Raw genomic sequence first — 24,043 nt, forward strand, 5'->3', positions numbered from 1 at the left:
CCTGCCGTGTCCTCGACCCGGACGATCGGCTCGCCGCGCAAGGATCGGGGCCGCGCAGGCGCCAGGACGACCACCAGTTCTGAATCTCGAGCCGCTCCGCTCGCCGACGTCAGCCTGCGACGAGTTCGCGATAGGCGTCGAGGATGCGGCGGATCGATGATGTCACCGGCAGGTCACCGTCGAGCGGCGCCCAGACGTACGCGGCATGGGCGGTGAGCTGGATCCGATCGGTGGCCGCGACGTCCACCGCGAAATGCAGGCGGCGGACCGGACGGGCGTCAGGGGACAGGTAGTCGAAGTCCCCGACATGGTGCCGAATCCCGGTGACCACCAGGCTTGTCTCCTCGTACACACCCCGGACGACCGCCTCGGCGAGGGACTCCCGCGGCCCCACGGTGGCACCGGGAAGTTTCAGCGTGGCTTTGATCGGGCCGCTGTCGTGTCGCGCGAGTAGTAGTACCTTTCCCTCGCGATCGATGATGGCACCGACTCTCGGAGCGGTACCGTCGACTTCGGCCCGGCGTGACAGTTCCGCGAACTCCAGCTCAGATACCAATGCACTCACCGACTTTCGACTTCGACACGGTTGATCCGCTGCCGCCGGATCCGGCGGCAGCGGTCGGTGACAACGCTACGTCCCCGGAGCCCGCGATGCGGGCGAATCGGGCGGCAGGTCGTCGGCCGGAATCATCATGACGGCCCACGGATCGCCCACGCCCGCAGCGTCGGTGGCCCGAGCGCGAGATTCGGCGTGGCAGGCCGGTGGGCCGGCTCGGTAGGTCGGCGAAGGAACTGTTGGTCCGCACTATGCCGGGGCCGGTTCTCGAGCACCCGTTCCAAACCTTGCGCCGTCGGGGCGAGCCGGCCTGGTCGCCGTGTGACCATGTGCCGGACTCGGCGTGGATGACGTGGATGGGACGGGGTGGCCGGAGCGTGAAGCATCGTGACCGAACCACCGTGGTCGAGGTCGAACTGCGGTGGCGGCCGGGGCCGTTGGTGTTCTGGCTGGCGGGGTGCGCGGGTGTGGCGCTGGCCGCGGCGGTCGCGCTCGGGCGATGGCAACTGGTGGTGTTCGCCGCGCCGATGCTCGGCGTGCTGGTCACCGCACCGTGGCAGCGGCATCCGACGACGCTGCAGGTCGACGGCGGCGGCACCGTGCGCTGTTTCGAGAACGAGGAGGTCACCTGCAGTATCGCCGCATTCGTCGAGCGGGGATACGGCCTGGTGCGCATGCATGCGCTGCCCGCGTTCGGGCTGGACCTGCGGATCGAGGAACAGCACGACTCCGGCGTCGCGCCGGCCGGGATGCGGGTGGCGATGCGGTCGGCGCGGTGGGGCCGCTTCCCGGTGGTGGCGCGGATCGTCGCGTCGAGCCCGGCGGGGCTCGCGATCGCTACGGCCGAGGTCGTCGCGGCGGAGATCTACGTCTATCCGATCGCCGATCCACAGCGAGTTCGGCTGCCGCGCATCGAACTTCCCGACCGCATCGGCACCCACCTGACCCGCAAGCACGGTCCCGGCGTGGAATACGCCGATATCCGCGCCTACGCGCCCGGTGATCAGGTGCGGACCGTGAACTGGCCGGTGAGCGCGCGGCGCGGCAGACTCTATGTGACCGAGCGGTTCACCAATCGTTCGGCCGAGGTGGTCGTGCTCGTCGACAACTATCAGCAGGCGCCGGGGCCCGCCTCGGCGGCATTGGAGCTGGCCGTCCGCGGCGCGGCGCAGATCGTGCAGTCCACCCTGCAGGCAGGCGACCGTACCGCTGTCGTCTGCCTCGGTAGTTCCCCGCGCTGGCTGCGGCCCGACATCGGGCGCAGACAGTTCTACCGGGTCGTGGATACCGTCCTCGATGTCGGGGACGAGCATGTGGCCACCACCGGTACCCTGGCCCCGCATGCCGCGGTGCCGATCGGGGCGATCGTCGTCGCGTTCTCCACGCTGCTCGACACCCAATTCGCGCTGGCCCTGATCGACCTGCGCAAACGCGGACACGTGGTGGTCGCGGTCGACGTGCTGCGTGGTTCCCCGTTCGCGAAGGACCTCGACCCGACCATGGCGCGCATGTGGCAACTCGAACGTGCCTCGATGTATCGCGATATGGGTTCGGTCGGAGTCGATATCGTCGCCTGGCCCGCGGAGACCCGGCTCGACCAGGCGATGCGCTTGATACCGGAGCATCGGCGCTCGGTACGCGTGCGCCGATAGCGGCAACCCGCGCGCTCAGGCGTCGCGCGGCCGCGCGACGCCTGCTTCCGGTCGTCGGTCGATTCGTGCCCGCCGGACGCCACCCGCGATCCGGGGACACCGTGCCGGTGTGCGTGCGAGAGTAGGGCGTGGGCAGGCAGGTGCCGGGGAACCTCCCGGTGGAAGTGACCAGCTTCGTCGGCCGCGACGACGATGTCGCGACGGCAAGGAAGCTGCTCGGCGGCACCAGGGTGCTCACGCTGACCGGTGTGGGTGGCGTCGGCAAGACCCGACTGAGCAGGCAGGTCGGCGCGGTCGTGCGGCGAGCCTTTCCCGACGGGGTGTGGCTGGTGGAACTGGCCCACGTCAGCGATCCCGACCTGGTCGCGTCGACCGTGGCACGCGAGCTCGGGCTGCGTGATGACACCAGTGAGCCGCTGGCCGCGCTCACCGGCTTCCTGGCCACCGCCGAGCTGCTGCTGATCCTGGACAACTGCGAGCATGTGATCGGCGCGTGCGCCGCGCTCGCGGACCGGATCGTGCCCGCGACCACCGGGTTGCGGATCCTCGCGACCAGCAGGGAACCGCTCGGGGTGGCGGGCGAGCAGATTCTGCCGGTGGCGCCGCTTCCGGTACCCGACCCGGAGCGCGCCGAACTCGACAGCCCGGCCACGCGGTTGCTCGTCGAGCGGGCCGTCGCGGCCGACCCGGCGTTCCGGTCGAGCTCGGACAACGCCGCGACCCTGGCCGCGATCTGCCGCAGGCTCGACGGCATCCCGCTCGCGCTGGAACTGGCGGCATTGCGGCTTCGGATGTTCACTCCGGAACAGGTCCTCGCCCGGCTCGACGATGCGATGGGCCTGCTCACCACGGGATTGCGCGCCGCGCCGCAGCGCCAGCAGACCTTGGCTTCGGCGATCCGCTGGAGCTATGACCTGTGCACCCCCGACGAACAGCGCCTGTGGGAACAGCTGTCGGTCTTCGCGGGCGGGGTCGACCTGGCCGCCGCCGAAGCCGTGTGCCGGGTCGGTGCACCGCACACCCTGCTGGACGCGCTGACCGGATTGGTCGACAAGTCCGTGCTGGCCTACCGGCCCGCTCGCGACGGGACCGGCCGCTACACGATGCTCGAACCGCTGCGTCAGTTCGGTCGAGATCGGCTGCGGGCGCGCGGGGACGAGCACACCGTCCGCGTCGCGCACCGCGACTACTTCTCCGGGCTCGCGCGCCGCGGACGCGACGAATACTGGAACGCCGAGGACACCCGCTGGTTCGGTGACGTCGCCCGCGAGCATGCCAATCTGCGTGCGGCACTGCACTTCGGCCTCGGCGACCCGGCGGGGGCGGGACGCACGCTCGAACTCGCGACCGACCTGTGGCCGTTCTGGGAACACTGCCATCTCCTGCTGGAGGGTTACCGCTGGCTGACCGAGGCGCTGGCGCTGAACCCGGAGCACACCGTGGACCGGGCCAGAGCGCTGGCCGCGTGCTCGGCGATCGCGGCCATGCGTTCGGAGACGACGACAGCCGCGGAGTTCGCCTCGGCCGCCGCGGAGATCGCCGCCGAAACCGGGTCGGTGCAGGTGCGGGCCGAAGCCGAGATGGCACGGGCTGTGTCGGTGTTCGGGTCGGGTGAGCCGCGCGGCGCGCTCGACATCGCCGTTGCGGTCTCGGAGCAGGCCCGCGCGTGCGCGCACCCGCGAGTGGAGATGGAGAGCCTGGCCTTCGCCGCCGTCTGCGCGCTGGCCCTGGACGACCCGCTCGCCGCCGCCCTCGCCGACCAGTTGATGGCGCTGACCACCGCACACGGCTCCCACCTGCTCGGCGGACTGGCGTACTGGGCGGTCGGTACCCAGCGGCAGCGCGACGGCGATCCGGCAGGCGCGGTGGCCGCCCTGCGACGATCGATCGAGCTGCTGCGGCGCTTCGACCGGTGTGCGTGGATCGCCACCAGTGTGGACGGGCTCGCCTGGGTGGCGGCAGCCGAGGGCGACCACGTGCGCGCCGCCCGGCTGATGGGCGCGGCGTCGGCCGTGCGCAGGGGCAGTTCGCAGCGCCTTGCGCACACGATGACCCAGCTCATCGGGCAGCGCGTCCGCGACGAGGTGCAGGCCGGACTCGGCGAGCAGGAGTTCGCTGCCCGGTTCGACGCGGGCGCCGCGCTGTCGGCCGCGGACGCCGTCGACGCCGCGATGGACATCGCGCCGTCCGCGGTCACCAGCGCCGAACCGGTCGGCCTCGACGTGCTGACCCGCCGGGAACGCGATGTGGCGCGACTGATCGGGCGCGGCTACGGCAACCGCCGGATCGCCCAGGAACTGGTGATCTCGATCCGCACCGCCGAGAGCCACGTCGACCACATCCTCACCAAGCTCGGTTTCACCTCCCGCACCCAGATCGCCGCCTGGATCACCCGTGCCGAGGGCAGGGCACGGACCGGGCACGGCGCGGCTTCCCCCGCGTAGCAGCGAATCCCGGTGACCGGAAACGGGATATCCGTAGTCCCCGCGCCCCCTCTCCGTAGTTTCCGGGATTCCCGCGTGGCGCGGCGGCGGCACAGTGATGCCCACAGCACAGCGAACAGCAGTGAGGTGAGCCATGACCGTCGACACCGCCGTCGAGTCACCGTCTTTACCGCATCCGGGCCGCACGCCGGCGTCGATGATCGAGCGGATGACCCTGATCCTGGACACCTTCGACGGACCGGCGCCGATGCGCACGCTGGTCGAAGTGGCCGAACGCACCGGGCTGCCGCGTTCGAGCGTGCACCGCATCATCGACCAGATGATCCGGCTGCGCTGGCTCGCGCACGCCCCCGGCGGTTATCGCCTCGGGACCAGGGCGCTGGAACTCGGCGGACTCGCCATCGAACACAACGAGATCAGGGACGTGATGGGGCCGCTGCTGCACGAGCTGTGCCGACGTACCGGCATGGTCGCCCACCTCGGCGTGCTCGACGGGCCCGAAGTGCTCGTCATCGACAAGGCCGTCGGTCGCGGCGCCGACTTCCTGCCCACCCGGCTCGGGGGCAGATTGCCCGCGCACTGCACCGCGGTCGGCAAGGCGCTGCTGGCCACCCTGTCGCCGGGCGTCGTCGAGCTGGCGTTCCCGGCGCGGTTGCCGCGGCGCACTCCGCAGACGATCGGTAGCCGCGCCGCGTTGCACCGCGAACTCGACCTGGTCCGCGGCCATCGTGGTGTCGCGATCGATCGGGCCGAATCGTTGGCCGATGTGGTGTGTGTCGCGGTGCCGATCCGGGCGGGCGGCCATGGCGGGATCGCCGCGCTGTCGTTGTCGGGCCGGGTGGGTGGCGAGAACCGGCCGGCGGCGAGCGAGTTGGCCCGGATCCTGGTCGAGGCCGCCGACGAGGCCGTGTGTGCGGTGAACACCGCTCTGCGGCGCCGCTGATCGGGTCCGGCGTACGGGTGGGCCGGTGCCGCGCGGGAGCACCGACCCACCCAGGTACTAGTCGACGAGGTTCTTGCGCAGCTTCACCAGCGTCCAGCCGTCGACGCCGAGACCGTCGGTGAGGAATTTGCCGAAGCTGCCGTATTGCTGTTCGAGCGCCCGCACGGCGGTGTCGAGGTATTCGGCGCGGACCTCCTGGAGCGGGATGAGCAGATCCGGGTTCTCCATGTACCCGGCCTGCCCGACCTGTTCGCGCAGCTTCGCGTCGGCGGCGGCACGGAACTCGTTGGAGCGCAAGTAGTCCTGGCGTGCGGTGTGTTCCGGCACGCCGACCGCGCGCAGCACGACGTAGGTGAGGAATCCGGTGCGGTCCTTCCCCGACGTGCAGTGGTAGAGCAGCGGACCGTCGGTGGCCGCGAGTTCGCGCACGGTGGTACCGAACGCGGCCCGTGACTCGGCACTCAGGAAACTGGTGTACACGCCGCGCATGATCTCCTCGGCACCACCGTCACCGAGCACTTCCTGCTGACGTTGCGGATCCCTGGACTGGATCACCTGCATCATCTGGGTGAACAGCCCGGTGTCGTCGATCGGCCGCGCGACAAGGGGGACACCGTCGGGCAATCGGTCGGCACCCATGAACTGCACCTCGCCCGGAGTGCGCAGATCCACCACGGAGGCCAGCTCGTGGCCCGCCATGGTGGCGACGTCGGAGTCGGTGAGTCCGGACAGGGCATCGGCGCGGATCGCCTTGCCGGACTTGACGGTCGCGCCGTCGTAGGTACGGAAGCCGCCGATATCGCGGACATTCACCGCGCCTTGCAGAGCGATATGCCCGCCCGCGTTCGGCGCCGCGACCGCGGGCGCCGCGGGCAACGCGGCCACGGCGGCCATCGCCAGCGAGATGAGCGCGGTCGAAATCGAAGAGACAACAGTGTGTTTCGTGCGAATTGCTTTCACGGACAGGACGGTATCGACGCGAGCGCGCGGGACGATCGCGACAATCGGCGACCGGGATCGGTGTTGACAGGCGGGGCCACGACTGTCTCGGACAGTGTCGGGCACCGTGAGCGGTGAGCGATCGCGTAGGAGTGGCGGTGAGGCGGAACTGGCGATCCCTTTCTCGGGACCATTGCCGCGTTCCGCACTCGGTGATAATGTCCAGACACATGTCCAGCTAGATGTCCAATCCGATCCTGTGGATGGGATGGACACCTCGGGTGGAGCGGAAAGACGTTGCCGCACCGGTGATCGACCGGAGAGGGAGTGCGCTGTGGCCGTGCACCGGGAGACGCTCGTCTCGTTCGACCCGTACGACTACGCCTTCCACGAGGATCCGTATCCCACCTACGCTCGGCTGCGTGCCGAAGCGCCGGTGTACCGGAACGACCCGATGGACTTCTGGGCACTGTCGCGGCACCGCGATGTGCGGGCCGCGTTGCGCGACAATGTCCGGCTGTCCAACAGCTGGGGTGTGTCCCTTGACCCCATGTCGTACCGGCCGGACGCGCACCTGGCGATGTCCTTCCTCGCCATGGATGATCCACGGCATGCCAGGATCAGGAAACTGGTGTCGACGGGTTTCACGCCGCGCCGGTTGGCCGAACTCACCGACCGGATCACCGAACTGACCGCGCGGCACTGGGATCGGTGCTTGCAACTGGGCGAGTTCGACTTCGTCCGCGACTTCGCCGGACTGCTGCCGATGGACGTGGTCTCGGAGATGCTCGGCGTGCCCGAGGCCGACCGCGCGTACCTGCGCAACCAGTCCGATCTGCTGGTGCACCGCGAGGAGGGCGTGTTCGACGTGCCGGAGCGCGCGGTGCACGCTTTCGTCGAATTGTCCCGCTACTACCGCGAACTGGTGGCCGACCGGCGCCGCAACCCCGGTGCGGACCTGGTGTCGGTGCTGATCGACGCCGAGATCCCCGACGACGTGAACGGCGGGACCACCCGGCTCTCGGACGAGGAGATCGTCGGCTTCCTCATCCTGATGGTGGTGGCGGGCAACGAGACGACGACCAAACTGCTCGGCAACGCCATGTACTGGGGACACCGTTTCCCTGACGAGGTCGCCAAGCCGCTCGGCGACCCGAGCGCGGTGCCGGACTGGACCGAAGAGACACTGCGCTACGACAATTCGACACAGCTGCTGCTGCGCCGCGTACTTGTCGATGTGGCGTTCGGCGACCAGGTGATTCCCGCGGGCGACCGTGTCCTGCTGCTGCTCGCCTCCGCCAACCGCGACGAGGATGTCTTCGACGATGCCGCCGCCTATCGGATCGGTCGCGACAGTGCCAAGACCCTGCTGAGTTTCGGTCTCGGCGTGCATTTCTGCCTCGGTGCCCACCTGGCGAGACTGGAGGCGAACCTCGGGCTCACCGCCATCGTCGAGTCCATCACCGGATACGACATCGACGTGGCGGCGGCCGAACGGGTGCATTCGGTGAACGTGCGAGGTTTCGCCGGCCTGCCGATGACCGTGCGGCCGCGCTGACACTCCGGCGCCGGACAATGCGGCGGGCCGGCGGCGCGACCGCGTGATCGCGCCGGCGCCGGACGCAGGTGGGCCTGTCAGTCCAGCGACATCAGCAGTGCCCTGGTGCGCTTGGCGCTGTCGCCGCCGGTGACCGGCACCGCGACGAAATCGGTGGCGCCCGCCGCGGCGATGGCCCGAACCCGTTCGGCGACTTCGTCTTCGGTGCCGATGATCGCCAGGTCCACCGGGCCGGCGGCGCCCTCGCGATCGAGCATGGCGCGGTAGGAGGGCAGGTCACCGTAGAACCCGAAAGTCTTGGCGACGCGGGCGCGGGCATCCTCGGGATCGTCGGTGACGCACACCGGCAGTGCGCACACGATGCGTGGTGCCGGCCTGCCCGCGGCCGCGGCCGCGGCGGTGATGGTCGGGGCGATGTGCTCGGCGACGGTGCGTGGCCCGGTCATCCACAGCGTGGTGCCCGCGGTCCGCTCGCCGGCCAGGCGCAGCATCCTTGGGCCGAGGGCGGCCAGCAGCACCGGGACCGGTTCCGGATTGGGTACGGTGAGCCCGATCCGCGCGGTGACGGTCTCGCCGCGGAATGCCACGCTCTCGCCGTCGAGCAGCGGCAGCAGCACCTCGAGATACTCGGCCATGTGCCGGGCGGGGCGAGTGAACTCGTAGCCGTAGACGTCCTCGATCACCCGCTGATGAGACAGGCCGACCCCGAGGGTGAGCCGACCCGGCCCGATCGCCAGCGCGGTGGTTCTGGCCTGCTGGGCCAGCACGGCGGGGTGCCGCGGATAGCTGGGCACGACGGCGGTGCCGAGCTCGATCCCAGGCACCTTGCTGCCGATCACGGTCAGCGCGGTGAGCGCGTCGAGGGCGAAGATCTGCGACAGCCACGCCGAGGTGAAGCCCTCGGCCTCGACTTCGGCGAGATCGTCGGCGAGCCGGTCCAGCGCGTCGGGGCCGGGACGGTCGGTGAGCATGATGCCGATACGCAAGGGTCCTCCATGGGTCGGCGCGGATCCGTCGATCACGCGGCGTCGTTCCAGTCTTACCGGGCCGGGCGTCTTACCGGGCCGGGCGGAAGTCAATCGAGCAGCAGGTGTACGGACTTCTCGATGCGGTCGGCCATTTCGGCGTAGGTGCCGTATCCCATGCCTGCCCGGACCAGGGCGCCGGCGTAGAGCATTTCGAAGGACTCGACGACGTCGGGGTCGGGCTCGGGACCCAGCGCCGTGGCGATCCGCCTGCGGATCTCGCGGCCGATCCGCACCCGCAGATGCGCGACATCGGGATCCTGGCCGAGCAAGGCGCTGGTGACCGCGCCGGCCAGCTCGGCCTCGTCGCCGACGAGCAGCGAGACCTGGCGCAGGGTGACCACGACCCGCTCGGCGGTCGGCTGGTCGTCGGTGAGCTCGACCTCGGGCAGCTGCAGCAGTCTGCGCCAGAAGACCTCGGCGACCAAGTGCTCCTTGGACGAGAAATAGGTGTAGGCCGTGGCCGGGCCGACACCGGCCGCCGCGGCCACCATCCGCACGGTGGATGCGGCGTAGCCCTCCCTGGTGATGACCTCCACCGCGGCCCTGGTCAACCGGTCGACGGTGTCGGCCTGCTTCTCGGTCAGGCGGCGACGGGTACCCTCGAGAATCGCGGAATCGGACGTCGTTTCGGACACCAGTCCATCCTAGGCGGGTGTCGGATTCACCGGCTATTTCAGCCGTCGCATGCGGGGTTCACCATCTTCGCGTAGCCGTTCGGCGACGGTGCGCACGGCATTGTCGAGCCGGGTGCCGTTGGGCCAGCCGACGTAGTGGCACAGGAACAGGGCGATCTCGTGCAGCTGTTCGGTGGTGAACTCGGCATTGTGCAGCGCCCCCTGGAGCTGGATCTCGGCGGTCTCGATCCGGCCCTGGGCGGTCAGGGCGCCGAGCAGCAGCAGTCGGCGGTCGCGGTCGGTGAGGCCGGGGCGGCTCCAGATCTCGGCGAAGAGGTGGTCGACGGTGGTGGCGAAATGCGCGGAATCGATCTCCGGTGGCCGCCAGCCGTATACCTCCTGCATCCGGTCGAGGCCGCGGGTGCGGGCGTCGTCGGTCATGCGGTGTTCCTTTCGATGTCGGTCGTGCCGGTCACGGCGAGGCCGAGACCGGCGGCCAGGTGCCGCGAACTCAGCTGGGCCAGTGGCAGTTCCACGCCGAGCCGCTCGCCCAAGCGCAGCGCGAGGGCGAGGTCCTTCGCGCCGAGATCGCGGACGTGCGCCATGATCGGCAGCCACGGATCGCCGGGTGTGAGCGGTGCGGTGCTGTCTCGCCACAGGATCGCGCCGGGTCCACCGGTCACCGCGTCGGAGTGCCGAACCACCTCGCCGAGCTTGCGCAGATCCAGGCCGGACTCCTCGGCCAGCCGCGCGGCCTCCGTCGCGGCGGTGAAGGCGACGAAGTGCACCAGATTGCGCGCCAGCTTCATCCGGGTGCCCGATCCCACCGGGCCCGTGTGCACCACCAGATCCGCCCAGCGGCGCAACGGCGCGTCGACCGCGGCGAACGCGGTGTCGGTGCCGCCGACCAGCACAGCCAGCCTGCCCTGTTTCGCGCCGGGCACGCCGCCGCTGACCGGTGCGTCGACGAGCTCGACATCATGTGCGCGGCACCGCTGTGCGAGGTCGACGGCGGTACTGTCGGCGATGGTCGAGTGTACGGCGACGACGGTGCCCGGCCGCGCGGTGCGCAGAATGCCGTCGGCGCCGGTGATCACCTCGTCGACCTGTGCGTCGTCGAGCACGGTCACCGAGATGATCGAGGCGGCGGCCGCGACCTCCGCGGGGGTGTCGGCGACCGTGGCACCGGCCGCGGCGAAGTCCGCGGTGGCCGCGGGGCGTGAGTCGCACACGACCAATCCGCCCGGCCAGTCGAGGAGTCTGCGCGCCATCGGCGCGCCCATGGTGCCGAGGCCGATGTAGCCGAGGCGCGGTGGGGGATCGGTGGCCCGGTTCATAGGAACTCCTGGGAGAGTGGTGAAGTCAGGCCGGGTAGGCGACGAGCTTGGTCTCGAGGTACTCCTCGAAGCCGGCCACGCCCATTTCCCTGCCGATGCCGGATTGCTTGTAGCCCCCGAACGGGGCGTCGACCGAATACCAGGTGCCGCCGTTGACCGACAGGGTGCCGGTGCGGATGCCGGCGACGACGGCCTCGACCCGGTCGGGGTCGGTGCCCCACACCGCACCGGACAGTCCATAGGGGGAGTCGTTGGCGACGCGGATCGCGTCGGCGTCGCCGTCGTAGGGCAGGATCACCAGCACCGGGCCGAAGATCTCCTCGCGCGCCACCACCGAAGTGGTCGGCAGACCGGCGATCAAGGTCGGTTCGACGAACCAGCCGTCGGGGCGATCGGCGGGCCGTCCACCGCCGACGAGGATCTGCCCGCCCGCACGGCGGGCCTGGTCGAGATATCCCTCGACCCGCTCACGCTGGCGCGCCGAGATGAGCGGACCACAGACGGTGCCAGGGTCGTCCGGGTCGCCGGGCCGGATACCGGCCATCGTCCTCGCCGTGATCGCCACGGCCTCGTCGTATCGGGCACGTGGCACGAGCAGCCGGGTGGACAACGCGCACCCCTGACCCGCGTGCACACACACCGAGAACGCCGCCATGGCGCAGGCTGCCCGCAGATCGGCGTCGTCGAGGACGACGAACGCCGACTTGCCGCCGAGTTCGAGCAAGACCTTCTTCACCGTGTCCGCCGCGGAGGCCATCACCGCCTTGCCGGTGTCGGTCGACCCGGTGAACGACACCAGATCCACCCGTGGATCCGCGGCCAGCCGGGCGCCGATCGCGTGATCCGAAGATGTCACCACATTGACGACGCCGGGCGGGATATCGGTGTGCTCGGCGGCCAGGATGCCGAGCGCCGCCGCGCACCACGGGGTGTCCGGTGCAGGCTTGAGCACAACGGTGTTGCCCGCGGCGAGTGCGGGCCCCAGCTTGGCCAGATTGATCTGGTGCGGGAAGTTCCACGGCGTGATCGCCCCGACCACGCCGACCGCCTCGCGCCGCAGCTGCCGCGCGGTGCGCATTCCCAACGGCTCGGCGATCGGTAGATCCGTTCGCCAGGAATAGGTTTCGGTGAGATCCGCGAACCAGCCCAGATCGCGGACCGGCCCGTCGAGCTGCGGTCCCGCGGTGAGCGTGCGCGGTGCGCCTGCCTCGGCGATGGTGATCTCCCGCAGCTGATCGAGGTGGTCGAGCATGGCGTCGCGCAACTGTCGGATGCCGCGGGCGCGCAGTGCCGGATCGGTGGACCAGCTCGTCTCGTCGAACGCCGTCCTGGCGGCGGCGACAGCCGCGTCCAGATCGGTGGCGGTCGCGTCGGCCGCCCAGCCGAGTCGCTCGCCGGTGGTGGGTGAGGTCGTGGCGAACACGCCGCCCGACCCGGGGACCAGCTTTCCATCGATGAGCAACGGGGTGCCGCCGCCAGGGCGCAAGTCGCTCGCCACCGCGTCTCCCTCCATGGCTGGACAGGTGTCTGGACTATAATTCACCACCGTTCGGATCGGCAAGGTGCAGTCGGCGCTCGCGGGTGTCACGCCGTGAGCCTGCAGGCGACCGCCCCCGCGGCGCGGACATCGGTGAGCAGCACCTGGGTTGTGTCGTCGAGATTGATGATCTGGTAGGTGAAGAAGTCGACCGGCAGTTTCCGGGTCGCGGGCAGGGTGCGCGAGGTGAGGGCCTGCGGCGACACGCACCGTGCGTATTCGAACGTGCACAATGTCGGCATCGATTACCCCCGTCCGCAAACTGACAGCTATGTTGTTTGCGCATGGTTCGGCAGGGCGATCGGTGAGGTGCGTGACGGTTCCGGAGGGGGGTGCGGATGGAGTCGGGGGAGAGGGTCCGTGGCCGATTGATCGCGCAGCCGCGACCGACGTTCTCGGATCGGCGCTTCGAGCGCTTGGTCGCACTGGCGGACGGCTTGTCGGCGGAGTCGTTCGCGATTCTGTTCGGGTTCGCCGAGAGGTTGCGCGCGGTAGAGGGGGCCGGTGTCGATCCACTGATGGAATAGTCGCTCGGCATGGTAGCTGTGACAGCATGTAGCGGCTTCTCTTGTGCGGTACTCGCGGTACCACTAAACTGGGTCGCAGTACCGTTCTGAGGAGACATCGATGACGCTGTCCACCGTCCGGGGCGCCGAGCCCGGCTATCAGGAAATCTTGCGCGAGCTGTCCGAGGGCTCGGTGAACCGGCATTTCGATCCGTATGTCGATATCGATTGGGATTCGCCGGAGTTCGCGGTGCATTCCGATGATCGGCGCTGGATCATGCCGGACGAGGATCCACTCGGCCGTCATCCCTGGTATAAGGCGCAGCCGGTGGAGAAGCGGATCGCGATGGGGATGTGGCGTCAGGCCGGGATCGCGAAGGTCGGGCTGGATTTCGAGCAGTTGCTGATCCGGGGGTTGATGCAGTATCTGATCTCGGTGCCCAACGGTGATCCGGAGTTCCGGTATGTCACCCACGAGGCGGCCGAAGAGTGCAATCACACGATGATGTTCCAGGAGATGATCAACCGGATCGGGTATCGCGATGTGGTGGGGATGGGTTCCATCGATCGCAAGCTGACGATGGTCATCTGGCCTGCGGTGAAGTATTTCCCCGAGTTGTTCTTCACGATGATCCTCGGTGGGGAGGAGCCGATCGATCATCTGCAGAAGTCGCTGTTGCGCGGGGGTGTGGATCTGCATCCGATGGTGAACCGGGTGATGCAGATCCATGTGGCCGAGGAAGCGCGGCACATCTCCTTCGCCCACGAATATCTGCGCAAGAACGTGCCGTCGATGCATCCGATCACCAAAACCGTTCTGTCGGTGGCCTTCCCGATCGCGATGCGGGTGATGCTGTCGATGATCGCGACCCCGCCGAAGGAGTTCGTGGACAAGTTCGGCATTCCGGCCGAGGTGATGCGGGAGGCGTACTGGGGCAGCCCCGAGTCGCAGACCACCATGCGCGACGTCTTCGCTGACGTGCGCGCGCTGGTCACCGATACCGGCCTGATGAATCCGGTCGCCAAGCTCACCTGGCGGCTGCTCGGCATCGACGGCCCGGTCTCGCGCTATCGCAGTGAGCCGGCCCGCCGCATCGCCTGACCACTGCCGATCCGCCGCGGACCGGTCGCCCGACCGGTCCGATCGAACCCTGGGAGTTTCCCCGTTGACCGCCGACCCCGCCGTGCCGCGCGCCGAGAGCTGGCCCGCACCCACCACCGCCCTGCTGCCCGAGGACGACCCGTTCTACCGGCCGCCGAGCGGCTACGCGCAGCGCGCGCACGGCACCGTCCTGCGGTGGCGGCCGGTCGAACTCGCCGCGTTCGGGCTGATCCCACTGCGGGCGACCGCGTGGCAGCTGCTGTACCGCACGAGCGATCTGAACGGAGCGCCCGACGCCGCGGTGACCACGGTGATCGCCCCCGCCGACGGCGTGGTGCCCGGCACCCCGCTGCTGTCGTTCCAGTGCGCCATCGACGCGGTGTCCTCGCGCGGGTTCCCTTCCTACGGCCTGCAACGCCGATCGCGCGCGATCGGCACCTTCGCCCACGTGGAACTGCTCTGCTTCGCCGACGCCCTCACCAGGGGCTGGGCTATCTCGATCCCCGATCACGAGGGCATGCTCGGCGCGTGGGGTGCGCCGCGTGAGCCCGGGTACCGCACGCTCGACGGCGTGCGGGCCGCACTGTCCTTCGTGCCGCTGGGGCTGCGGCCGGGGGCACAGGTGGGCCTGTGGGGCTACTCCGGTGGCGGGCTGGCCACCTCGTGGGCCGCGGAGACGGCCCCCACCTACGCGCCGGAACTCGACATCGTCGGCGGCGTGCTCGGCTCACCGGTGGGCGACCTGCTCGCGACCTTCCACCGGCTCAACGGCGGCGTACACGCGGGCCTGCCGACACTGGTGATCGCCGCCCTGCGCCGGGTGTATCCGGCCTTGGACGCCGTGCTCGGCACCCATGTCGACGAGGCGGGTCTGGCGGTGCTCGACCGGGCCGCGAAGGCGACCACCGGCGCCACGGTCCTGCGGCTGGCGCGCTACAACGTAGAACGGCACACGAAGATGCCGCTCGCCGAACTGCTCGCGCTCGAGGAGATGGCGGCGGTGTTCGCCGATGCCGAACTCGGCACCTCGGGCCCTTCGGTGCCGCTGCTCGTGGTGCAGGCGGTACACGACCAGATCATTGCCAGCGCCGACATCGATGCGCTGGTCGAGCGCTACCGGGCGCACGGCGCGCACGTCACCTACCTGCGCGACCGGCTCAGCGAGCACCTCACGCTGCTGGCACTGTCGACGCCGCTGAGCCTGAACTGGCTCGCCGACCGCTTCGCCGGTGTCGCACCGACACCGGCGCAGACCCGCACCGTGTGGAGCGTGCTCGGGCTGCCCGCGGGCAGGCGCGGACTCGCCGAACTGGCCCGCGCCGCCTTCCGGGTCCTGTTCGCCCGTCCGCTGTCGGGCCCTGACCGCGGCCCGGCACGCGTCGGCGGTGCCGCGACCACCCGGCACGCGGCCTGACCCACTGCGCGGCAGTCCGCTGGTCGCGGTGGACTCTCCCCGCTCGGAGTCCACCGCGACCAGTACCTGCCACGGAACTCAGCCGCTGACCGCGGGTGCGGTGCCGTGGAGCTTGCGCAGTTCGTGTTTGACCACCTTGCCGCCGGCATTGCGCGGCAAGGATTCGACGATCACCAGGTCCTTGGGGTGCTTGTAGCGGGCGAGGTGGGCGTTGAGATGCGGTTCCAGTTCGGGCAGTTCCAGCGCGCCGTCGCCTTCGACAGCGACGACCGCGATCGGGACCTCACCCCACTTGTCGTCGGCGCGGCCGATCACCGCGGCCTCCCTGATCCTCGGGTGGGCGAACAGCGCGTTCTCCACCTCGGCGCAGTAGATGTTCTCGCCGCCGGAGATGATCATGTCCTTCTTGCGGTCGACGACATAGACGAAGCCCTCCTCGTCGACGCGCACCAGATCACCGGAGTGGAACCAGCCACCCGCGAACGCGTCGGCGGTGGCCTGCGGGTTGTTCCAGTACTCGCGCATCAGTGTCGGTCCGCGATAGACGATCTCGCCGATCTCGCCGGGGGCCACATCGTTCATCTCGTCGTCGACGATGCGGGTGGCGATGGTCGGGATCGGCTTGCCGACCGAGCCCAGCTTGCGGATGGCGTCCTCGCCGTCGAGCACGCAGGTGATCGGTGACATCTCGGTCTGCCCGAACACCGCCACATTCAGGGCGTCGGGGAAGGTCTCGGCCATCGCGCGCAGCACCGTGTCGGAGGCGGGCGCGGCACCCCAGCTGATCACCCGCAACCGCAGATCCCGTTGCGGCACCGAGGGATCCGCGCAGACGACCTGCCACTGCGCGGGAACGAGGAACACCGAGGTGGCACGTTCGCGTTCCCAGGCGTCGAGTACCTCGGTGGCGTCGAAGGCCTTGAGCGGGTGGATCACCGTCAGCGAGCCGAGCACGAAACACGAGGCGATCGAGCCCAATCCGGCGATGTGGAACAGCGGCGACGCGCAGAAGGCGATGTCGTCGGCGCTGTAGCGCATGGCCCGGATACAGGTGAGCGCCTGCGCGTTCATATTGAGGTGGGTGAGCACCGCGCCCTTGGGGTTTCCGGTGGTACCGGAGGTGTACATGATCAGCGCGGCGGTGTCCTCCGGCACGTCGATCGGCTCGTGCGGCGCACTGTCCTCGGCGAGCAGATCGTCGTAGCCGAGCATGCCTTCGCAGCTGCCGACCCCGACCACCACCCGCAGGTCGAGGCCGCCGGTCTGCTCGGCGACCGCGCCGACCAGCGGGGCGAACATCGCCTCGGTGACGATGGCGCGTGCCCCGCTGTCGGTGACCAGGTAGGCGATCTCGGGCGGGGTGAGCCGGAAGTTCACCGGGACCGCGATGGCGCCGAGGGTGTTGATGGCGAACACCGATTCGATGTACTCGGTGTTGTTGAGCATCAGGATCAGTACCCGGTCGCCCTGGCCGACGCCGCGGCGGGCCAGGGCGTCGGCGAGCTTGCCGACCCGCTCGTGCAACTCGCGCCAGCTGGTGGTCTTGCCGAGGTAGCGCAGCGCGGGCGCGTCGGGGATCGCGGTGGCGTGGATCGCGATCTGGTTCATCCAGTGATTGCGTCGGGAGCGCATCGGTTCTGCGGCAGTGGACATCGTCGTCTCCTCTAGGCCGGGTCGGCGATCGGGGTCGGCGCGCCCGTGAAGTTGGGTGCGCGGCGGGTGAGCATCGCGGTCATCCCCTCGAGGAAGTCGGCGGAGGTGAGCAGTTCCACCTGGCCCTCTTTCTCTCTGGCGAGCGCGGCGTCGAGTTCGGTCAGGGTCGCGGCGTTGACGGCGGCCTTGGTCAGCTGCAGGGCGCGGCGCGGGCCCGCCGCGAGCTTGGTGGCGATGCCGGTTACCTGCTCGCTCAGGTCGGCGTCGGGCACGCAGCCGGTGATCAGCCCGGCCGCGGCGGCCGCGGCGGCGGGCAGCCTGCCACCGAGCAGGGCCAGTTCGGCGGCGCGGACCCGGCCCATGGCCGCGGCGACGACCGCCGTCGCTCCGCCGTCGGGCATCAGCCCGATGGAGGTGAACGGCAGCAGCAGGTAGGCGCTGTCGGCGGCGTAGATCAGGTCGGCGGCCAGCGCGATGGAGGCGCCCACTCCGGCGGCGGGTCCGTTGACCTCGGCGATCACCGGCAGCGGTGCGTCCAGGATCGCGCGGATCACGCCGTTGGCGGTGTCCATCACCACCTCCGGGGTGGCCTCGTTGCCGCCGGACGCGGCCGCCGCGGCGAGATCGGCGCCGGTGCAGAACGCGGTGCCCGCGCCGGTCAGCACGATCACCCTGAGGTCGGTTCTGGTGGTGGCGGCGGTGATCGCGGCGGACAGCTCGGCCATGGTGGCCAGGTCGATCGCGTTCATCCTGGCCTGGCGATCGATGGTGATCCGCAGGATGCCGCGGGCTTCGTCGATGTGCAGGCTCTCGCTCATGCCTGCGCCTCGCCGGCGCTCGGCTCCGGCACGAGCGAGTGCTCGGCTGTGCCCATCTGCCGCTCGCTACGCTCGCTCATCACGCCACCGCCGTCACGACCGAGCGCGCCAGGCGATCGCCGATGAGCGCCTCGGCCTCGGCGACCATCCGCGACACCAGCGCGGCGCAGGTGGGGATGTCGTGGATCAGGCCCTGGCACTGGCCGACGCTCCAGATCCCCGCGTCCGGATCGCCGTCCTCGTAGACCTTGCGGCCGCGGGCGCCCGCGACGAGCTCGCGCACATCGGCGAAGGTGCCGCCGCCGCGCTCGATCTCGACGACCTGGCGGCTGACGGCGTTGTCGGCCACCCTGGCGGTGTTGTTCATCGTGCGGAAGATCAGCTTGGTGTCGAGCTCGGTGTTGGCCACGATCTGCTCCTTGACCGCGTGCGCGATCGGGGACTCGACGGTGCACAGGAACCGGGTGCCCATGTTCACCCCGTCCGCGCCGAGGGCCAGCGCGGCGACCAGGCCGCGGGCGTCGGCGATACCGCCGGAGGCGATCATCGGTATCTCCAGTTCGCGCGCCGCCGCCGGGATCAGCACCAGACCGGGGGTGTCGTTCTCGCCGGGATGGCCCGCGCACTCGAATCCGTCGATGCTCACCGCGTCCACGCCGACCTGCTGGGCCTTGAGCGCGTGCTTGACGCTGGTGCACTTGTGCAGCACCTTGATTCCCGCGTCCTTGAGGAACGGCAGATGGGTGGCCGGGTTGCCGCCGGCGATCTCCACGATCGGGACTCGAGCGTCGATGATGGCCTGCCGGTATTCCTCGTAGGGCGGCGGCGTGATCGACGGCAGGATCGTCAGGTTCACCCCGATCGGCTTGTCGGTGAGGTCCCTGGCCTTGGCGATCTCCTCGCGCAGGGCCTGCGGCGTGGGCTGGGTGAGCCCGGTGATGATGCCGAGACCGCCCGCGTTCGACACTGCGGCGGCGAGTTCGGCGCGGCCGACCCACATCATCCCGCCCTGCACGATGGGGTGCTCGACCCCGAAAGCCTCGGTGAACCGGGTGCGCAACATCGCGCCCTCCCTTTCGGATCCGATGTCCCCGCCGGGCGGCAGCCCTTTGCAACTGGCGAGAACCGTGATTAACTTAGTGAGAATTGTGATTAACTTAACGGCGGTCGGCGCGAGCTGTCAACAGTTCGAACGGCGCGCCGCGCGCCGCGAGTGCCCGACCCGGACACGACAGTTGCCGAGCGAGGCGAAGGAAGGTCGAGAATGACCGAAACCCCCACTACCGCACACATTTCTGTGCCAGAGTTGGTCACTGTCGACCCGGCGGACGGCGCGCGGGTCGGCAGCTGGCCGATCGACGACGCCGCCGCGGTCGGCGCGGCCGTCGAGCGTGCCCGAACGGCCGCACAGGTCTGGCGTGAACTCGGGTTCACCGAGCGGAAGCGGGCCTTACAACGCTGGGCCGGATACCTGATCGGTCACGTCGACGAGTTCTGCGCGCTGATCCACGCCGAGAACGGCAAGACCGTCGACGACGCCTATCTCGAGGTGGTCACCGCCGTCGAGCACCTGGAGTGGGCCGCGGTCAACGCCGCCAAGATCCTCGGGCCCAAGAAAGTCTGGCCCGGCCTGATGATGGCCAATCACGAGGCGGTGATCGAACAGCGCCCGCACGGCGTGGTCGGAGTGATCGGGCCGTGGAACTATCCGGTCTACACCCCCAACGGTTCGATCGCGTACGCACTGGCCGCGGGCAACACCGTGGTCTTCAAGCCCAGCGAGCTCACCACCGGGGTCGGGCACTGGTACGTCGACGCCTTCACCAAGGCCAATCCCGCACTCCCGGCAGGCATTCTGGGCGCGGTCACGGGGCCGGGGGAGACCGGGCGCGCGCTCGTGGAGGCCGGGGTCGACATGGTGGCCTTCACCGGGTCGACGGCCACGGGTAAGAAGATCATGGCCGCGGCCGCGCGACGGCTCACCCCGGTGGTGCTCGAATGCGGCGGCAAGGACGCCGCGATCGTGGCCGAGGACGCCGATGTCGCGGCCGCCGCGGACGCGATCGCCTGGTCGGCGATGTCGAACTCCGGGCAGACCTGCGTCGGCACCGAACGCTGCTACGTGGTCGAGTCGGTGTTCGACGAGTTCCTCGCCGAGCTCACCACGCGGGTCGCCGACCTCGCGCCCGGCTCGGCGGCAGGCGCGGCCTACGGGCCGATGACCATGCCCAGCCAGGTCGACGTGGTCACCGCGCACGTGCGCGACGCGCTGGACAAGGGCGCGACCGCCGTGGTCGGCGGGCTCGACGCGATCCGGGCGCCGTTCGTGAGCCCGATCGTGCTCGTCGACGCGCCCGAGGATTCGGACGCGGTCCGTGAGGAGACCTTCGGACCCACCCTCACCGTGCGCAAGGTGCGCGATGTCGCCGAGGCCATCCGGCTCACCAACGCGGGCAAGTACGGGCTGGCGTCGTCGGTGTTCTCGCGCAAGCGCGGCATGGAGATCGCGCGTGCCCTGCGCGCGGGCGCGACCTCGGTGAACAGCCCGGCCGCCTACGCGGCCATCCCCGCCCTGCCGTTCGGCGGGGTGGGGGAGTCCGGGGTCGGGCGGATCCACGGTGCCGCAGGCCTGCTCGGCTTCACCCGCCCGCACTCGATCGCACGGCAGCGCTTCGCGATTCCCGGCATGGCGTTGCAGTCCTTCGCCCGCACGGAGTCGACGATGTCGCTGATCCGCAAGGTCACCGCGCGCCGCTTCGGCCGCGCGAAATAGGTTTCCCACCGAGAAGACGGAAAGCAGAGGAATACGACATGGGCGTCGAATTCAGCCCGGAACAGAAGGATTTCGCCGCGGCGGTCGCCGCGTTCGCCAAGCGCGAGGCCGGCACCAGGGAGCAGCGTGACGCGCTCACCGACCACGACACCGAGCAGCACAACCCTGACGTCTACGCGAAGATGGCCGAACTCGGCTGGCTCGGCCTGACCGTGCCGGAGGAGTACGGCGGGTCGGATGCGTCGATGGTCGACATGTGCATCCTGCTCGAGGAATCGGCGCGCGGCATGCTGCCGATCGGCGCGATCGGCCCCACTCTGATCACCGGCGGTGCCTACGCCAAGTTCGGCACCGAGGCGCAGAAGGAGGACGTGCTGCGCGGCATCGTGCGTGGTGCGTCGCAGTCGATCTCGATGTCGGAGCCCGAGGCGGGCTCGGATGTGGGCAACCTGTCGACCAAGGCGGTGAAGACCGGCGACGGCTGGGTGATCAACGGCCAGAAGACCTGGTGCTCCAACGCCCACATCTCCGAGAACATCCTGCTCGTTGCCCGCACCTCCCGCGAAGGCGGCAAGCACGAGGGCATGACGATGTTCCACGTGCCGGCGAACACGCCGGGTCTGCAGATCAGCCAGATCGAACTGATGGGCAATCAGCGCGAGACCAACGACCTGTACTTCACCGACTGTGTGCTGCCGGAGGACGCGGTGGTCGGCGAGGAGGGCAACGGCTGGCGCCAGCTGATGACCGGACTCAACTTCGAGCGGCTCATCCTGTCGGCGATGAGCCTCGGCGCGGCCGAACGCGCTTTCGAGGACACCCTGGCGTTCGTGACCCAGCGCAAGCAGTTCGGCAGGCCGATCGGTACCTTCCAGGCGCTGCGGCACCGGCTGGCCGATCTGGCCACCGAGATCGAGTGCACCAAGCTGCTGGTGTACAGCGTGGCGAAGGAAGCCGACGCGCACCCCGACCGGATGCTGGCCCGCGAGGCGTCGATGGCCAAGCTCAAGGCCACCGAGACCGCCAAGCGGGTGGCGCTGGAGGGCATGCAGATGATGGGCGGCTACGGCTACGCCCGCGAGTTCGACATGGAGAAGCACGTGCGCGGTGCGCTGGTGTCCACCATCTTCGGTGGCACCAGCGAGATCCAGCGCGACATCATCGGCAAGACCTACGGGCTGTAGCCGATCGGGTTCGCCGCCACCTCCTCGTCGGCGATGTGGGTGGCGGCGAAACCTGGTCACGGATGCCCGAACAGGGTGGTCCGATGCAGGCTGATCACCCGGTTCTGCGGTGCGATGCCGTCGTCACCGAAGGCCCGGCCGAGGTCGACGACCAGGGCGAAGCCGGCGTGCACGAGGATGCGCGCCTCGCTCTCGGACAGCTCGGGACGCACCTGCGCCAGCAGCTTGGTCCATTCGGCGACCACGACCTGCTGGATGTGCTGCAGGGTGACCCGGTCCTCGGCGGCGACATTGCCGAACTCCGCGTAGTAGACGTAGGTCAGGGCCCGCTCGGCGAAGGACCCGGCCACGTACATGTCGATCAGGCGGCCGAGCGCCTCGGCGGGGGAGGCCGACTCGGCGACGGTGGGGCCGATCGCCCCGGAGACGATGTCGGCGGCGCGCCGGAACGCGGCGGCGAGCAGGTCGCTCTTGCTGCGGTAGTACCGGTACACCGCCGACGCCGTCGCCAGGTCGGCGGCGGTCGCGATGTCCTCCACACTGACGTTCTGATACCCGCGCTCGTGGAACAGTTCCACCGAGCGCGACAGCAGCACCTCGTGCATGAACGGTGCCACGGTGCTCGGTTCCGGCGGTACCGGATTGGGCAGCGGCGCGGGCAGTGCGCTGTCGACCAATGCGCGGCAGACCGACTTCAGCAGCGGCGCAAGCGATTTCACCGGCAGTGTGGCGTGGTGATCACCGATGCTGCTGACCACGCTGAACACCGCGAACGCGCGCACCGCGACATCGTTGCGGGCCAGGTCCGGGTGCACGTCGGCCACGAGCGTGCCGAGTAGTTGTACGGCGTGGGCGAACCGGTCGTCGAGTGTCCGCCGGTCCGCGTCGTCGAGGTAGCGGCGCTCCCAGCGCACCAGCCGCACCGTCGATCGGTGCGCGATGGTGCGCTCGATGATCGCGTCGATCACGTGGTCGCAGCGCTGCCGCGGCGTCCAGTCGGCCGCGCCCTCCGGCAGATCGACCGCGCCGACGGTGACGTCGGCCAGCCGGAACAGCTCCTCCCGGAACAGCGCGTACTTGCTGGAGAAGTGGCGATACAGCGCGGTCGAGCTGATGTCGAGCCTGCGGGCGATATCGTCCATGCTCACGCCGTGGTAGCCGTACGCGCCGAAGGCGGCCGCCGATTCGGCCGCGATCTGGGCACGCCGATTCTTCGGCCTGCGCCGGATCGGGCGTTCCGGTGCGGGCGAGGTCGCGTCGTCTGCCTGTTTGCTCGTCGTCCTACCCTTTGCTGCGCGCGGGGAACGGGTGTTCCCGGAGATTTCGCCCGTCATGCTATCGCCCGAGCTCGCGGGCTCGTCATCGCGGATTCGGTCACTGGGCGGGCACCGCGGGTAGGGGCGAGTTCACGGTGTCGACCAGCCAGCGGCCATCGACCCGCTGCAGTCCGAGCACCATCGACAGCTGTCCGGGTTTGGCCTTGTGCTCGGTGCCGAGGCTCGAGATGGTCGTCCCGATCACCACGATCGCCTCGGCGGTCGTCTCGTCGCCGGTACGCAGCGCGCACTGGGTGTCGGTGGATTTCGAGACGACCTCACCCTGGGTGAGCGCGTCGCGCAGTTCGGTGCTGGTGGATTCGAACTGCGTTTTCCAGTCGCCGGCCGCGCCGTCGAGCACCGCGGCGAAGTAGGTGTCGAGGTCGGCGCTGTCGTAGTCGGCCAGCACCGGGCCGTATCGGCAGGCGGCTTCCCTGGCCTGCTGCTGGGCCGCGAGCAGATCTGCGCTGTCCTTGTTCTGCAGGAACAGCACGATCGAGGTCGCCACCGAGGCGCCGAGGGCCATCGCCGCCGCGCCACGCAGCGCGAGGGTCTTCCGGTCGGCCGTCTGCCATCTCGCCACGATCGAGCGGGCCGGTCCGTCGGTGGTGGCTGTCTCGGAATCCGTGGTGCTGGTGGAGGTTTCGTCGTTGCTCATGGTGCGTCGGG

At 69.7% G+C, this 24,043-nt stretch carries 20 protein-coding genes and 1 pseudogene; 8 read left to right on the top strand and 13 right to left on the bottom strand.

What is annotated here, in order from left to right; all coding sequences use genetic code 11:
* Positions 1-109: 109 nt before the first annotated feature.
* Positions 110-565: an NUDIX hydrolase gene (locus ACFOW8_RS23750; protein ID WP_378553667.1), complete on the bottom strand. Its 456-nt coding sequence runs from the start codon at positions 563-565 to the stop codon at positions 110-112.
* A gap of 368 nt (positions 566-933) precedes the next feature.
* On the opposite strand from ACFOW8_RS23750, the gene ACFOW8_RS23755 reads away from it, so the two are divergent.
* From ACFOW8_RS23755 to ACFOW8_RS23765, 3 genes are all read left to right on the top strand, one after another.
* A complete protein-coding gene (locus ACFOW8_RS23755) occupies positions 934-2,208 on the top strand; it encodes a DUF58 domain-containing protein (protein ID WP_378553668.1) in 1,275 nt (424 codons plus the stop codon).
* 158 nt (positions 2,209-2,366) lie between these two features.
* The gene (locus ACFOW8_RS23760) at positions 2,367-4,652 is read left to right on the top strand and encodes an ATP-binding protein (protein WP_378553669.1); all 2,286 of its coding nucleotides are present in this window, start codon (positions 2,367-2,369) and stop codon (positions 4,650-4,652) included.
* 133 nt (positions 4,653-4,785) lie between these two features.
* Positions 4,786-5,595: an IclR family transcriptional regulator gene (locus ACFOW8_RS23765; RefSeq protein WP_378553670.1), complete on the top strand. Its 810-nt coding sequence runs from the start codon at positions 4,786-4,788 to the stop codon at positions 5,593-5,595.
* Between the two features lie 57 nt (positions 5,596-5,652).
* Here ACFOW8_RS23765 and ACFOW8_RS23770 read toward each other — a convergent pair whose 3' ends face one another.
* Positions 5,653-6,555 carry a tyrosine-protein phosphatase gene (locus tag ACFOW8_RS23770; protein WP_378553671.1) on the bottom strand — a complete coding sequence of 301 codons (903 nt, stop codon included), beginning with the start codon at positions 6,553-6,555 and terminating at the stop codon, positions 5,653-5,655.
* A gap of 319 nt (positions 6,556-6,874) precedes the next feature.
* Here ACFOW8_RS23770 and ACFOW8_RS23775 point away from each other — a divergent pair, with 319 nt between their 5' ends.
* Positions 6,875-8,092 (top strand): cytochrome P450, encoded by a 1,218-nt coding sequence (locus ACFOW8_RS23775; protein WP_378554650.1) that lies wholly within the window; start codon positions 6,875-6,877, stop codon positions 8,090-8,092.
* A 77-nt stretch (positions 8,093-8,169) separates the two neighbouring features.
* On the opposite strand, the gene ACFOW8_RS23780 is transcribed toward ACFOW8_RS23775, so the two are convergent.
* From ACFOW8_RS23780 to ACFOW8_RS23805, 6 genes and pseudogenes are all read right to left on the bottom strand, one after another.
* Positions 8,170-9,078, bottom strand: coding sequence for a TIGR03564 family F420-dependent LLM class oxidoreductase (locus ACFOW8_RS23780; protein ID WP_378553672.1), 909 nt, complete (start codon positions 9,076-9,078; stop codon positions 8,170-8,172).
* An 89-nt stretch (positions 9,079-9,167) separates the two neighbouring features.
* Positions 9,168-9,755 carry a TetR family transcriptional regulator gene (locus tag ACFOW8_RS23785; RefSeq protein WP_378553673.1) on the bottom strand — a complete coding sequence of 196 codons (588 nt, stop codon included), beginning with the start codon at positions 9,753-9,755 and terminating at the stop codon, positions 9,168-9,170.
* A gap of 33 nt (positions 9,756-9,788) precedes the next feature.
* The gene (locus tag ACFOW8_RS23790) at positions 9,789-10,175 is read right to left on the bottom strand and encodes a carboxymuconolactone decarboxylase family protein (protein WP_378553674.1); all 387 of its coding nucleotides are present in this window, start codon (positions 10,173-10,175) and stop codon (positions 9,789-9,791) included.
* Positions 10,172-11,071, bottom strand: coding sequence for an NAD(P)-dependent oxidoreductase (locus ACFOW8_RS23795; protein WP_378553675.1), 900 nt, complete (start codon positions 11,069-11,071; stop codon positions 10,172-10,174). Before ACFOW8_RS23795 ends, ACFOW8_RS23790 begins: the two co-directional genes overlap by 4 nt.
* 25 nt (positions 11,072-11,096) lie before the next feature.
* Positions 11,097-12,569 (bottom strand): aldehyde dehydrogenase, encoded by a 1,473-nt coding sequence (locus ACFOW8_RS23800; RefSeq protein ID WP_378553676.1) that lies wholly within the window; start codon positions 12,567-12,569, stop codon positions 11,097-11,099.
* Positions 12,570-12,664: 95 nt separating this feature from the next.
* Positions 12,665-12,841: pseudogene (locus tag ACFOW8_RS23805) on the bottom strand (DUF6670 family protein); the annotation flags it as partial.
* A gap of 394 nt (positions 12,842-13,235) precedes the next feature.
* Between ACFOW8_RS23805 and ACFOW8_RS23810 the strand changes: the two are divergent.
* A complete protein-coding gene (locus ACFOW8_RS23810; protein WP_378553677.1) occupies positions 13,236-14,216 on the top strand; it encodes an AurF N-oxygenase family protein in 981 nt (326 codons plus the stop codon).
* A 64-nt stretch (positions 14,217-14,280) separates the two neighbouring features.
* Entirely contained in the window at positions 14,281-15,630 is a 1,350-nt protein-coding gene (locus tag ACFOW8_RS23815; protein WP_378553678.1) for a lipase family protein, read from the top strand.
* Positions 15,631-15,708: 78 nt separating this feature from the next.
* Here ACFOW8_RS23815 and fadD5 read toward each other — a convergent pair whose 3' ends face one another.
* From fadD5 to ACFOW8_RS23830, 3 genes are all read right to left on the bottom strand, one after another.
* Entirely contained in the window at positions 15,709-17,283 is a 1,575-nt protein-coding gene (gene fadD5, locus ACFOW8_RS23820; protein WP_378553679.1) for a fatty-acid--CoA ligase FadD5, read from the bottom strand.
* A gap of 11 nt (positions 17,284-17,294) precedes the next feature.
* Positions 17,295-18,101: an enoyl-CoA hydratase-related protein gene (locus tag ACFOW8_RS23825; protein WP_378553680.1), complete on the bottom strand. Its 807-nt coding sequence runs from the start codon at positions 18,099-18,101 to the stop codon at positions 17,295-17,297.
* A 79-nt stretch (positions 18,102-18,180) separates the two neighbouring features.
* Complete coding sequence (locus ACFOW8_RS23830; protein WP_378553681.1) at positions 18,181-19,164, bottom strand: NAD(P)H-dependent flavin oxidoreductase; 984 nt, start codon at positions 19,162-19,164, stop codon at positions 18,181-18,183.
* Between the two features lie 201 nt (positions 19,165-19,365).
* On the opposite strand from ACFOW8_RS23830, the gene ACFOW8_RS23835 reads away from it, so the two are divergent.
* Complete coding sequence (locus ACFOW8_RS23835; RefSeq protein ID WP_378553682.1) at positions 19,366-20,874, top strand: aldehyde dehydrogenase family protein; 1,509 nt, start codon at positions 19,366-19,368, stop codon at positions 20,872-20,874.
* A gap of 38 nt (positions 20,875-20,912) precedes the next feature.
* A complete protein-coding gene (locus ACFOW8_RS23840) occupies positions 20,913-22,058 on the top strand; it encodes an acyl-CoA dehydrogenase family protein (RefSeq protein ID WP_378553684.1) in 1,146 nt (381 codons plus the stop codon).
* Between the two features lie 56 nt (positions 22,059-22,114).
* Here ACFOW8_RS23840 and ACFOW8_RS23845 read toward each other — a convergent pair whose 3' ends face one another.
* Positions 22,115-23,392: a TetR/AcrR family transcriptional regulator gene (locus tag ACFOW8_RS23845; protein WP_378553685.1), complete on the bottom strand. Its 1,278-nt coding sequence runs from the start codon at positions 23,390-23,392 to the stop codon at positions 22,115-22,117.
* Positions 23,393-23,432: 40 nt separating this feature from the next.
* Positions 23,433-24,032: a hypothetical protein gene (locus ACFOW8_RS23850; protein ID WP_378553686.1), complete on the bottom strand. Its 600-nt coding sequence runs from the start codon at positions 24,030-24,032 to the stop codon at positions 23,433-23,435.
* Positions 24,033-24,043: the final 11 nt, after the last annotated feature.

This window comes from Nocardia rhizosphaerae, assembly GCF_042650365.1.
GTDB classification, from domain to species: Bacteria; Actinomycetota; Actinomycetes; order Mycobacteriales; family Mycobacteriaceae; genus Nocardia; species Nocardia rhizosphaerae.